This window comes from Ferruginibacter sp. (assembly GCF_031391665.1).
Classification (GTDB): Bacteria; Bacteroidota; Bacteroidia; order Chitinophagales; family Chitinophagaceae; genus Ferruginibacter.
Genome location: NZ_JANMUN010000051.1, coordinates 1 through 12,784, shown reverse-complemented (window position 1 = coordinate 12,784; position 12,784 = coordinate 1). Strand labels below are relative to the sequence as shown.

At 33.3% G+C, this 12,784-nt stretch carries 9 protein-coding genes and 1 pseudogene; 5 read left to right on the top strand and 5 right to left on the bottom strand.

The features are described from left to right. Positions 1–602 (bottom strand): hypothetical protein (locus ACY651_RS03885; protein ID WP_462249898.1); only part of this gene is annotated, 602 nt, incomplete at its 3' end. 150 nt (positions 603–752) lie between these two features. Between ACY651_RS03885 and ACY651_RS03880 the strand changes: the two genes are divergently transcribed. From ACY651_RS03880 to ACY651_RS03870, 3 genes and pseudogenes are all read left to right on the top strand, one after another. Beyond that, on the top strand, positions 753–1,223 hold the full coding sequence (locus tag ACY651_RS03880; RefSeq protein ID WP_462249896.1) for a type IIL restriction-modification enzyme MmeI: 471 nt from the start codon (positions 753–755) through the stop codon (positions 1,221–1,223). Between the two features lie 86 nt (positions 1,224–1,309). Beyond that, positions 1,310–2,320, top strand: a pseudogene (locus ACY651_RS03875) (DNA methyltransferase). Between the two features lie 249 nt (positions 2,321–2,569). Beyond that, a complete protein-coding gene (locus ACY651_RS03870) occupies positions 2,570–3,655 on the top strand; it encodes a type IIL restriction-modification enzyme MmeI (RefSeq protein ID WP_462249894.1) in 1,086 nt (361 codons plus the stop codon). 44 nt (positions 3,656–3,699) lie between these two features. Here ACY651_RS03870 and ACY651_RS03865 read toward each other — a convergent pair whose 3' ends face one another. From ACY651_RS03865 to ACY651_RS03855, 3 genes are all read right to left on the bottom strand, one after another. Further along, positions 3,700–4,386, bottom strand: a complete 687-nt coding sequence (locus tag ACY651_RS03865) for a transthyretin-like family protein (RefSeq protein ID WP_462249892.1) — start codon at positions 4,384–4,386, stop codon at positions 3,700–3,702. A gap of 1 nt (position 4,387) precedes the next feature. Then, entirely contained in the window at positions 4,388–7,132 is a 2,745-nt protein-coding gene (locus tag ACY651_RS03860) for a hypothetical protein (RefSeq protein ID WP_462249890.1), read from the bottom strand. A 197-nt stretch (positions 7,133–7,329) separates the two neighbouring features. Continuing rightward, positions 7,330–10,308 (bottom strand): sensor histidine kinase, encoded by a 2,979-nt coding sequence (locus ACY651_RS03855; protein WP_462249888.1) that lies wholly within the window; start codon positions 10,306–10,308, stop codon positions 7,330–7,332. Positions 10,309–10,345: 37 nt separating this feature from the next. On the opposite strand from ACY651_RS03855, the gene ACY651_RS03850 reads away from it, so the two are divergent. Beyond that, positions 10,346–11,629 (top strand): clostripain-related cysteine peptidase, encoded by a 1,284-nt coding sequence (locus ACY651_RS03850; protein ID WP_462249886.1) that lies wholly within the window; start codon positions 10,346–10,348, stop codon positions 11,627–11,629. 4 nt (positions 11,630–11,633) lie between these two features. Here the strand turns inward: ACY651_RS03850 and ACY651_RS03845 are convergent, their stop codons facing one another. Next, positions 11,634–11,849, bottom strand: coding sequence for a hypothetical protein (locus ACY651_RS03845; RefSeq protein ID WP_462249884.1), 216 nt, complete (start codon positions 11,847–11,849; stop codon positions 11,634–11,636). Between the two features lie 185 nt (positions 11,850–12,034). On the opposite strand from ACY651_RS03845, the gene ACY651_RS03840 reads away from it, so the two are divergent. Further along, on the top strand, positions 12,035–12,682 hold the full coding sequence (locus ACY651_RS03840; RefSeq protein ID WP_462249882.1) for a response regulator: 648 nt from the start codon (positions 12,035–12,037) through the stop codon (positions 12,680–12,682). Positions 12,683–12,784: the final 102 nt, after the last annotated feature.

Genomic DNA, 12,784 nt, shown 5'->3' with positions numbered 1-12,784 from the left:
CGCGATTTCATCATAAAGCCATATATAAACAACTTATCCTTCAGATTTTCTTTGTTTAAGCAATGCCCTGCAGTGGCAAACATTGTTTTTGAAACTGCAAACCCCGTACAAAAACTAGCTACGGGTTCTCCATAAAAATTTTCTTCATTACAAAGGTTTCTTCCACCAATAGTTGTGTAAACACGAGATGGATTAAGTTTATAATTACCATCCCGCTGCAATTGCAATTGCGATGCATTAATCAAACAGGCAACCTTTTTATAATTTCTTAACATAACTGTATCAGTTATTGACTTATCGTAAGGGTTCTTCCTGTTGTCATTACCATAAATTACCAATAGTGCCTCGTATAATTCTTTGTTGGAATAAGAAGAAAGCTGTGGGTTAACAATAATGGGTGGAGGGGTATCGACAATTTTCTTTTCTCCATTAAATTTATTTCGGGATTGCATTTCTTCGTATAACTCTTTACCCGAAAATTCATTAAGTTTTTTTGTTGCAACAGACTCTGTTTTTTTGGAGGTCTCCTGTTGATTACATGAAACTAAAAGAGTTAAGACTCCCAAAAAAGTAGTTATAGAAATTAAAATTCGTATTTTCATAACTGCTGGTTTAATAATTAACAATATGTAAATATTCCAAAAAATAACAGCCAGCCTCAACCGTACTAAAACCCACTTTAACCTGCGTGAAAACACCTTTTTTTGACATTAGCGTTTTGTTCACTATTTTCGATATTCAACCCTAATTGAATGGATTTTTCCCTGTTTATAGAATACTGCAGCAAACACATTAAAGGCGATGAAAAAGGTGAAGCTCAAACTTTTTTAGATCACTTTTTTATGGCATTGGGTTATACCGATGGTTACAAAGCAGCGGGTGCCGATTGCGAATACCGAATAAAAAACGATAAAAAGAAAACTACTTCTTTTGCGGATTTAGTTTGGAAACCACGAGTGCTGATTGAAATGAAGAAACGTGGCGAAGATTTAAGCATACACCTGCAACAGGCTTTTAGCTACTGGAGCCAGTTGTTGCCAAACCGCCCCAACTATGTTATGCTTTGTAATTTTGATGAGTTTTGGATTTATGATTTTGATAAAGACATTTACGAAGCACAGGAAAAAATTGACCTTGAAAAATTAGAGCTACGTAAAGAAGCCTTTACTTTTTTATTACCCAAAGAAAAAAACCTCTCTTTAAAACTGACAGGGAAGATGTAACAGGTGATGCTGCCAAATTTGTAAGCTACGTTTACAAAAGCCTGACCGATAAAAACCGAAAACCACTTGTTAATAAAGAAGATGCCATGCACTACTGCCTGCAGTGTGTGCTTTGTATGTATGCAGAAGATATTGATTTATTACCGGGCAAAATATTTACAAGATTAATTGAAGAATGTTTGGCTAAAGAAGGAAGCGGTTACGACAAAATACCCGAAACCTACGACCTTATTGGTGGCCTGTTTAAAGAAATGAACAGCAAGGGTATTACACCGGCAGGCAAGTATAAAGATGTAGATTATTTTAATGGCGGCTTGTTTGATAAAATAATACCGATAGAATTAACCAAAAGAGAAGTGGAACTAATGGATGTTGCATGCACTAAAAACTGGCGGCATATAAACCCTGCCATATTTGGGGCCATATTTGAAGGCAATATGGATGAAAAAGAACGCCACAACCTTGGAGCCCATTACACCAATGAAATTGATATTAAAAAGATTGTTGACCCTGTAATAGTACAACCCTGGCGGCAAAAGATAGATAATGTATTGGATAAACACGATGCCAAAGAAAGAGAAATAACTGCCGAAGCATTACAACAACTGCATATAGAATTATGCAATTATAAAGTGCTGTACCCTGCCTGCGGCAGCGGCAATTATTTATTTATTGCCTATAAAGAAATAAAGCTGATAGAAAAAGAAATACTAAAGCACTATAAACTGATTGCTGATAAAAAAACCAGCTGGGATTATGCAGTTAACTGCCAGCATGTAAGCACCTAGCAATTTTTCGGCATAGACCTTAATCCTAATGCTGTGGAACTTGCCAAAGTAACTTTAATGATTGCAAAAGAAATGAGCATTAAAGAAGCAATGGACAAACAGGAAACTTTGCCCTTAGATAATTTAGATGACAATATTATTTGTGCCGATGCTTTATTTACTCCATGGCCGGAATGTGATGTGATAATTGGTAATCCTCCATTTCAGAGTAAAACAAAAATGCAAAAAGAATTCGGATCAGCATACGTTAACAAAATAAGAAAAGCATATCCTGAAATTTCCGGTCTTGCAGATTTTTGTGTTTATTAGTTTTATAAAGCACATAATCATTTACTACCAGCCCATTTTGCAGGCCTTGTTGGCACTAATACTATAAGACAAAATAATAGCCGTGAAGGAAGTCTTGATTATATTATAAACAATGGTGGTGAAATAATTAATGCGGTAAGCAGTATTGAGTGGAGTGGCGAAGCAGCCGTATTTGTAAGTATTGTTAGTTGGGTAAAAGGAAAATATCATGGCGAAAGACTTTTATACACGACCGATAAAAATGAAGAATTGCAAAAACATGTTGAAGTGATTATTAATAGTAGCCTTAGTTTAAATACTGATGTTACTTCTGCTAAAGCTTTACAATGCAATAAAAAACCCAAAAAAGTATTTCAAGGACAAACCCATGGACACGAAGGCTTTTTATTAACTAAAGAAGAAGGTATAAAATTATTAAAGAAAAACCCTGAGTATAAGAATGTGCTGAAACCATTTTTAGTTGGTGAAGAATTAGTGGGAAATAAAAATGCACAACCGGGTAGGTTTGTAATTGATTTTTCACAGATGGATATTTTAAAAGCTTCTACTTATAAAGATATTTTTAAAATAATTGAGAAAATTGTTTTGCCTGAAAGAGAAGCAAGAGGCAAAGAACAAGAAGATGTAAATAAAGAATTACTAAAGAATGACCCCAAAGCAAAAATAAATAAACATCATATTAATTTTTATAAAAACTGGTGGATGTTATCTTATGGCAGAGAAGATATGCTAAATGAAAGAAGTAATTTGAAAAGATATATTTCATGTGCAAGAGTAACTCAACGTCCAATATTTGAATTCTTTGAAAACTATATCAATCCAAATGATAAGGTAATGGCATTTATGTTTGAAGATGATTATTCATTTGGAATCATTCAATCAGGCATACATTGGAAATGGTTTTTAAAAAAATGTACCACATTAGGGCAAACTCCTAATTATAATTCTGCTGCAATATGGGACACTTTCCCCTGGCCACAAACCCCAACAGAAGTACAAATAAAAAAAGTAGCGGCCGCAGCCAAAGCATTTCATATACAACGTACCGCCACACTTAAGCAATACAATATGAGCCTAAGAGATTTGTACCGTTTATTAGAACAGCCCGGTGCAAACCCAATAAAAGATTTACATGCGGCATTGGATAAAGCAGTAATGGAGGCTTATGGTTTTGATGATACAAAAGATATTTTAGCGCAACTGCTGGCACTTAACTTACTAGTAGCAGATAAAGAAAACCGCAAAGAAAAAGTACAGGCACCGGGCTTACCGGAGTTTGTAAAAAATAAAGAAGATTATGTGAGTGATGAGTGCGTAAGGTTTGAGTGGGGGTGATTAATAATCAGTCAACACCAAAAAATGTAATAAATAATAAATTTTTATTTTAAAGTTAAAGGAATTGTTGATACACCTGTTGTTGCCGGCAAACCAAAATAAAGTGCCCTTTTCAGTGTAACATTTCCATACACGCCTTTGGCATTAATAAAAACAGAGTCAGTGATATTTGTTTTAAAAATACGGCCATAAGTATCGGACTGAAACTGGAATGCACTGCCTATACCACTTACTGCCCCTGAGTCTGCCGTAGCCAAAACCCGTGAGCTATAAACAAATACATTAACGTTTTGCAATTTACCTCCAAACTGATCTGCCGTAGTAATAAAAAGAGCATTCTGTTTTTTGTTATCCGCCGTTAACACCAATGATATTTGATCAGTTGCAGATTTCACAGCTTTACTATTGTAAAAAATTATTTTTGGATTGGTTGTATTAGTTTTTTCAGTTTCTGAAAAAATGAGATACTCTTTGTCCTTGACAGTATTCTCAAAAATAAAATAACCATCATTATCTGTTTTTACAGAATACAAATAACCATTTACAGTGTCTTTATCAGTGTATTGAATTCTTACAGTTGCATTTGCCAAGGGCTCATTATTACCTGTACTAGTGTATTTATCAGCTAAATAAACTTTCCCATGCACATAGCCATTTCCAAAATCACTTTCTTTTTTGCATGCAGCAAGTAGGGCCACAAGAAACAAAGAAATTATAATTGTATATTTCATTTTAAAGCGTTTTAAAAAATTTTACAAATAAAGTTGGGTCAACTGTTATTGCCACATAGCTGTTTACTTTTAGTATAGATGAATTATCTACTATTGTATTATTGGCAATATTGTAATTGATATACCGGTAAAAATGGCCGCCCAAATTTATGTTAAAGCCAGGTACAATATCATAACCTGCGCCAATATAATAATTATCTAATGGCTTGGGTATGCCTACTCCAACCATAATACTTGTTTTATCAAGCCAGCCTAATTTCCCTCTTGGAATAAAGCGGTTATCATGCTGATATATTCCTTTACCAAGGTAAAATCTTACACCTGCAATAATCCTCATCTTGTTTTCATCTTTATTTACAGAGAAGCTATTTTTACTGGTATCAATATTTGTACGTACTATTGGTGCAAATGAATAAGCCAGCCCCGCAGCCAGTTGAAACCTGTAGCGTTTGCCTATGTTAAAATAACTGCTGTCCGTTTTAAATTTAAGATACCCAGTTTTTGCTGTGTCCGATTTAATAACTTTTGTAAAAGAGTATTCAAATTTATATGGTGCTTCTTTAGCATCGGGCACAAAAGCCTGTGTTTTATATTTGGGAGTTGTATCTGTTTTTTCCTCTACTGAAAATCCTTCTAACGGCATTGGGGCTGAGGTTACAATTTTTGATAAAAATTTATAATAATTACGTTCAGTTATTGAAATTGTGTTTGCCCGAATTATTAAGGCGTTTATCTCGTCGAATATTTTAAAAAGTGTATCCTGATAATCCACAGGCAAAAGGGTTGAAGGCAAGATATTAATGCGGTTTTCAAAAATTTCCTTTATCTCTTTATTGTTATTAAAAACATTTATAAATCTGTTTTTTATTTGTAGTTTTTCTCTATTGCCCTGTGAATTGTCAAGTACAATCTTAAGTTGATTATTGTTTTCCGATTTTAAATCACCATTTTTCATATCCTGCTTTACCGTATCTATAAAGCTTTTTTTGCTATGCTGTAGCCTTTCGATAAAATCTTTATTTTGAATTGACCTAGCCTGATTTACAGTATCGTTACTTAAGGACTTAGCATAACGCGTAATATTTATACTGCGCTTGTATTCAAAATTACTTTCAGCAAATCCAGGATTAATAACCGTTTCAAATATGGCAAAAGGGTTATTCGCCGTCTCGTAAGCTGGAGCTGTATATTTTCTTGTTCCGTTTGTAGAAAGGTTATTTAAAATTTTTGTGAAATTACCAGATGCACCGCTAACCAAACTGTAAAGCCCACCTAAAGTATCAATGGCTTTGCTTAAAAATTTCGTAAAGTCTGGTGTATCATCAAAAGGCTTATAGTTTCCTTGTATTTCCATTAATGTGCCGGAAGGTACATTATGATACAACAGGTACACACTGTCATCATCGGGATATTTAAACTTGAACTTGTTTTTATTGGCTTTTATGTCATTATCGAAATAGTAATTCCGGGTTATATTATGCCGGTTACCAGTAAAAATGGTACCAGCGTAAAGTGTTATGCCGGTGTATGCAAGCTTATCAATTAGCTTATCATTTTCAGCCTGCCTGTTTTTGTTTCTGGTTACTTCGTTATTATTATTCTTTATCCGCTGTTTATAATTTACTAAGGCTTCCATTTTGGCATTTACTAAGTCTTCCATTTTAGCCAGGTCAGCAAACGATTTCAGAGAATCCAGTAGGCGGCTGTAAAAAATCTCCTTTACTTTAAGTGAGTCACTGTCAATACTATTTATGCCTATTTTGTTTCCTGAAGTAAACTTAAATGGATTTAATATGCCCGTACCACCTGTAAGCCATGCCCACTTAAAAATCCATTGTTGTAATATTAGTGAAGTTTGAAAAAGAGTACTGTCTTTTGCAACATCGCCAATTTTGTAAATAAGTCGCTGTTTAAGCCCATTATATTTTTTCCATAATCCTATTTCTTTACCCTCTCTCAGTTGAGACCCTTCAGGAAATTCAGCCAGCAGTGCTATAGAATCAACGGTTGCATTAATTGAATCAGCTATTTTTTTTACCTCGCCGGAAAAAAAAGCATCAATTAGGTTAAGTATCCGTATGGTGCTATCATTTCTTCCATACACATCATTTAAGTGATTAAGTGTTAGCTTTTGTAAAATATCGGTATAGGTTATAGTATAAGTAAAACTCCCGTCGGTGTTTACAGGCTCTGTATTTGTAAAATAAAAATCAAAAGTTTCTTTTTGTTTTTTGATGCAAACACATTTTAGCTGTTTTTTACCTTTTCCTATTGTTACTGAATATGGCAGCATTGTATTTTCCCCAGCTATTATCCCTGTTCCGTCTGTTAATTGCAGCATCCTGTTTAGCAGTGTGTAATGATCAATAAATTTAGGGGGAAACAGGCGGGAACCTTCCGCTTCAGCTTTATTTAAGCGTACATCTTCGGATTGAAAAGAATATTTTCCACTATCATCCGTATATAGTTTTCTTATCCTCCCTGAATCGGAAGTTTTTCCTTGAATTAAACATTTATAAAAAAAACTGGAAGCATCAATAATTTGATTTTTTACAGACTCTCTTTTTTCCTCAATATTTTTCTTCTCTTTTGTGTATAATTTTACCGGCATTTGAATTATAAATTCTTTAATGCCTGTTATTGTGTCTGGCAGGGTACTTATTAAATTCCCATTATGATTAAAAACAAGTGATACACCATTTTGCGCTTTACTCCAATTGCTTAATGCTATAAAAAGGAATAGCATGATTGCTATTTTCAATTTCATATTTTCTGATTTAGGTTTTATGGGCATAATCTATATTTTATTAGCAGTAATTAAATACAATAAAAATTATACTGAATTTCATACTTTACATTTCCAAAATTAACTTCAAAATATTTACTTTAAAAAGGTGTTTTAACCTTTTTTAGTTAGTCCTTGCTTAAGTTGCACTGTTTTTATTAGCCCGGTATTATTTTTATAACTGTACCGGAAGTTGAATTTACTTCTAGTTTATAATGTATCTGCCCCGCCCTGTATTGCATATTCTTTAACCCATAGCCCTTTTTAACTGTAGCTTCATCAAAGCCTTTACCATTATCGGATACAATAATTTGTATTTTTTTACCGGCGGGTATTATAGCTATTGTTATTTGTGTGGCGCCGGAGTATTTAATGCTGTTGTTAATAGCTTCTTTACAAATTAAAAATAGGTTGCGTTTTTCTTCTTTGGTAAGGTTGCGGCTATTAACATCACTGCCAGCTGAAATAACTAACTCCATACTACTTGCAGCTGTAATTGGAAATGCAAATTGTTTCAGCCTTGTTACCAGTTCATCTACCGTATCTAAAGAATCATCCAGTACCCAAATCATGTCCCGCAGGCTCATTGTGGCTTCGGTTAAATTATCTTTTACCTGCTGCAAGCTTTCTTCTTGCTTTACGCCACTAATGGCTAAGTTGGTAAACACCTTTACGCTGTTTAATGTACTGCCTAAATCATCATGTAAATCGGTGGCAATATTTTTTCTAATAGCATGCTGTTTTTCTATCTGCCTTATCCGGTAACGGTAAAAAGCATAGATGATGCTTGCGGTGGCTAAAAATACCAATAGCTTAAACAACCAGGTTTGGTACCATTTGGGAAGGAATTCTAAAACCAGTTCTTTAGGTTCACTCCACACGCCATCTTCGTTGGCGGCTTTTACTTGAATGTGGTAAGTGCCGGGGGAAAGGCCGATGAGGGTAATGAAGTTTTGGATGCCAATATTACTCCATTCATTATTCCGTTCCTTTACTCGCCACGCAAATTTTATTTGATCAGGGTTAGACCAGTTTATTGCGCTAAAATATATTGTAGTTTGTAAAACATCATTGGGGATTCCCATTTTTGTTAACTCCAAAGCTGAGCTATCAATTAACATTTTTTTTGTTTCAATAAAACAACGTGAAATATAAAGTTTAGGTGGAGTACTGTTGAGTTTTAATTCCGATGGCCGAATAATTGTAAATCCATTATTCCCACCAGCAAAAATTTTATCCTTATATATCGTTCCGCTTCCCTCTTCAAAAGAATTGGAATGCAAACCATCTGATTCAAAAAACATTCTTAGATTACCAGTTTTAAGATTTATTCCAGCGAATCCATTGTTAGTGGTAACATAAATTATCGAATCGTTATAATTGAATAATTTATAAACTCCCAGATTAGTTAATCCATCTTTTAATGCGTAGGTTTTCTTTATTCGAAAATTTTTGTCAGTCAGCAAAACCCCTTGACCATATACTGTAATCGCATAAAAATCCTTTCCTTCAATCAAATCAAAATAAAATGTATAAGTTTTACCGAGTGCGTCTTTATATTGAATATTAGTTACCTGACCGGTTGTAGAATTTACCCTGGAGACATAATTATCTGACAAAACAATTATCTCTTTATTTTCGTTTACAAAAACATAATTTACAATATTAGTTAACAGTCTTGGAGATTTAGATTCAGTAGAAATATTTAAACATGTTTTCGTTTTTTTATTCCATATGTATATACCTTTTTGTGATTCAGAACCTAGTACATACTCATCTTTATTAACTCGTTGCATTGAATTAAATGCCTCTGATGAAATTTTATTCAATTCAGGGTAAGCATTTTGTACAGGCAAAAGCCTGTTTTCTTTATAAATGTAAAATTGGTTATTAGAACTAACCAAAAGACTTGAATCATCCAATAGGAAAGAAAAATAGAAAGGTTTACCTTCCGCAATTGAGTAAGCTCTCAAATTGCTTGTGTTAAATTTTATAAATTCATTTGGAGTGGAAATAAAAATTACTGAGTCATTTACAGGATGCTGAAAGTAAGTATGCTCAAAGCGTTTGTTATCAAGTGATTTTGTAAATTTTTCAAGCCATGGTTTTGAGGTAATTATACCAAGACCTTTTTGGGAGGCAATATATATGATTGACTCGTCTTCGTTTACATTTGTAATATTTTCAAACCAGTCACCATACTCTCTACTTGTTGCATCAAAAAAAGCTATTTTTTTATTATTGTAAATTGAATACAGCCCATTTGCTGTGGCAATTAACAGCTTATTGTTCTTGTAATCTACTGACTTAATTGTTTCTCTAAAAAAAAATCCCTTGTATCCCTTGTTAAAATCAAGCTGGCCTTTTCCGTCAGTGTACACAGTAATTAACCCACTGGTTGTGGCACACAAATGCTCATTTGTATTTATTTTTTTTACCGAATAGAAGGCTCGGTTATTATTGTTTGGCTTTATAGTTATTGCGGCACTATCTGAAAAACCATACTGATTGATAACAGATTTGTTTATTGGGTTAATTGTTGTAATACCTTCAAAGGGCGACATCAGCCAAATACAGTTTGCATTTTCATAAAATAATGACTCAATTGAATTTATTGATTTTTCAAAACGCTTTGATTTACTATAACTGTTAAGCTGACTAATGGCATTTGTTTTCGTATTTAAAATAATTGTAGCAGAGTTTGTACCAATCCAAATTTCATCTCCGATAAGTGCCATTTGCTTTAGCCAAACATTATCTCCTACTAAAGGAGAAAAAAAATCAGAATTGTATTTTTTGATAGTTTTTTGGTTTACTACATCGATACAGTCTAAAGCGTCATATTCCAATATCCATAGATGGTTATTGATGGTATCAAGTTGCATATCCCAGATATCAACATTTGATAATGATATTCCCTTAGTTTCTTTACCGTATGAAACGATTTTTTTTCCGTCGTATTTGTTTAAACCATCTTGTGTAGCGATCCAAATAAATCCTTTTGTGTCCTTGATAATTTTTTTTACATTAACACTAGATAAACCTTCATGCAGTCCTATTTTTTTTACAAATACCATTTTTTGCAATTGAGAGACTGCTGAATAAGGTGAAAATTGAGTGATTAAAAAGCTAACCAAAAAAAAATATTTAACTTTAAAAAAAAACATAGGTATTATGAATTATAAATGGAAAGTTATTTTTTTAATCCAAAATGTTGGCAATGATGTAATCAGTGATGAATACTTAGAAAAAATAATTGCTGAATTAATAAACCTAAATTTTACTGATGACATAGTTGTCTATTTATTGTTTACATTAAACGATAATACTCACCTAATTGCTGATCATCTGGAGACAAGCGAAACGCTTCCAGAAGGGTTATTTTCAATATCAATAGAGCTTAAAAGAAATATCAATAATCCAAATCAATTTATAAAACTTAACTGTTATAAACAAACTAATTTAGGATATAAGGAAGATCTTATAACATTATTAAAAGACACACAACAAAAAAAGGGCGAAAAAGAAATTGTGGTTACATATGATCATGGGGGAGGGCTTGGAATGTTTCCCAGGTATGAGAATTTTGTAAAACTTGTTCCCACAGATAAAGAATACAAAGAAGAGCGAAAAATCGAGTATGTACAAAACGTATTCGACTTTGTCATTTTTGATTTAATTAAAAAGAAGGATAACTATACATTAATGCCAGTTGATGATTTTAACGAAGCATTTAATGAATACTCTTCCCGGAAAATTGATGTACTTGTAATGATGAATTGCTTTATGCTTATGCTTGATAACTGTGTGTCATTCAGGCGTCAATTTAAAAATCTTGTTGCTCCTGCTGCTACAATAGGGTTTAATGGTTACGTATATCAAGATATTTTTGACACACTAAATGAACAAAAAAATATAGATACTATAATAAACAATATTATTTTAAGCAGTAAAAATATAGATACGGTATCAAGAGTAAAAAATAAAAATGCAATTTTGGGTATACGACTTAGTTTATTCGGAATCATTAATTTCATTTTTAACGTAGCCTTATTGTTTCTAAACCTTAATAAAGAAAAAACAAGAAGTCAACTTATAAAAGACCGGCAATTATCCAAGCCTTGGGTTCATTGGGGATACAATTCTGATAGAAGTCCGTTTGAATTAATGGATTTTAAATTCTGTTTAAATATATTAAAATCAAACGGATCAATCATTACAAAAAAACTTGTACTCATAATTAAATGTTTACTTAAGATAAGCCTTTACAAAGAGAAAAATATTGGTACCGATGCCTCACAAAAAGATATAAACTTAACCGGTCCATCAGTTTTATTTCCTCTGAATAGTGAAAATTATAAAACTGATCGCATAGTGAATTCTTATTATAAAAACAAAGCCACAGTTTTTAGCAAAAAGTCGCTATGGCCAAAATTTTTAGAAACAATTTTTAAATAATCTACTATTTCAACTTAACCTTTTTAGCATTTTTATCTTTGTTATTTTTTTTAAGTCCTCCACCTGTTTCGGGACGTTTACCCGCAATTAAATTTAAAGTTATAACTACATTACCATCAGCTCTGTCGCTTACATCATATGACCCGGATTCGAATACAGTGACAAAAGAAAGTAAAGAAGAGTTTAATTGACTTAACTGAGTCTTTGTTAATGTCGGCATAATTTAAAATTTTATCAGGTTTAAAAATAATTTACTGCTATAATAATACCCATCTTCCACATTTCCAAACACATCTGCAACTTTCTTTTTCACACAAAAATGTACGATAAATATTTTGCCCACCACCGTGTTTTCACCCTTTTTCAAACAAATACACTATTTTACGAAAATATTAAACCAGCATCATGCCTTCCATTGTTTTAGTAGATGACCATTCCCTTCTCCGCACTGGCCTTGCCCAATTGGTGCAAAGCCTTGGCTACCCGGTTATTTTTGAAGCCGATGATGGTAAAGAATTTATCGAAAAACTGAATGACAAAACTTTACCGGATGTAGTACTGATGGATATAAATATGCCTTTAATGGATGGTTTTGAAACTACCCGCTGGCTGAAAGATAATTATCCTTCGGTGAAAGTTTTAGCCCTCAGCATGTACGATAACGAAAACTCCATCATCCGCATGCTAAAGAGCGGTGCCAAAGGGTATATTTTAAAAGACAGTGAACCGGCAGAATTAAAAGCGGCTATTGATGCTGTAGTGAGCAAAGGTTATTACTACAGCGATTTGGTTAGCGGTAAATTGATTCATGCCATTAATAAATTAGATGATGAGGGTGGCGAATTAAAAAACATACTGCAGCTTAACGAAAGGGAAACCGACTTTTTAAAATACGCCTGCACCGAAATGACCTACAAAGAAATTGCGGATAAAATGTTTGTGAGCCCACGTACCATTGATGGCTACCGGGATGCACTTTTTGAAAAACTGCATGTGAAGACAAGGGTGGGTTTGGTGATGTATGCGATTAAGAATGGAGTGGTGAGTGTATGAGATGGGTGAAAGGGCAATGGTGAATGGGCAATGGTGAATGGGCAATGGTGAATTTGAAATGTCGAATATGGAATGTCGAATGTAGGATTTTGCACGCTGAGG

Excerpts from the sequence above, each read along its gene's own strand:
- ACY651_RS03880 (WP_462249896.1), top strand. The coding sequence starts at position 753 with ATGGATTTTTCCCTGTTTATAGAATACTGCAGCAAACACATTAAAGGC.
- ACY651_RS03865 (WP_462249892.1), bottom strand. The coding sequence starts at position 4,386 with ATGAAATATACAATTATAATTTCTTTGTTTCTTGTGGCCCTACTTGCT.
- ACY651_RS03860 (WP_462249890.1), bottom strand. The coding sequence starts at position 7,132 with ATGCTATTCCTTTTTATAGCATTAAGCAATTGGAGTAAAGCGCAAAAT.
- ACY651_RS03850 (WP_462249886.1), top strand. The coding sequence starts at position 10,346 with ATGAATTATAAATGGAAAGTTATTTTTTTAATCCAAAATGTTGGCAAT.
- ACY651_RS03845 (WP_462249884.1), bottom strand. The coding sequence starts at position 11,849 with ATGCCGACATTAACAAAGACTCAGTTAAGTCAATTAAACTCTTCTTTA.
- ACY651_RS03840 (WP_462249882.1), top strand. The coding sequence starts at position 12,035 with ATGCCTTCCATTGTTTTAGTAGATGACCATTCCCTTCTCCGCACTGGC.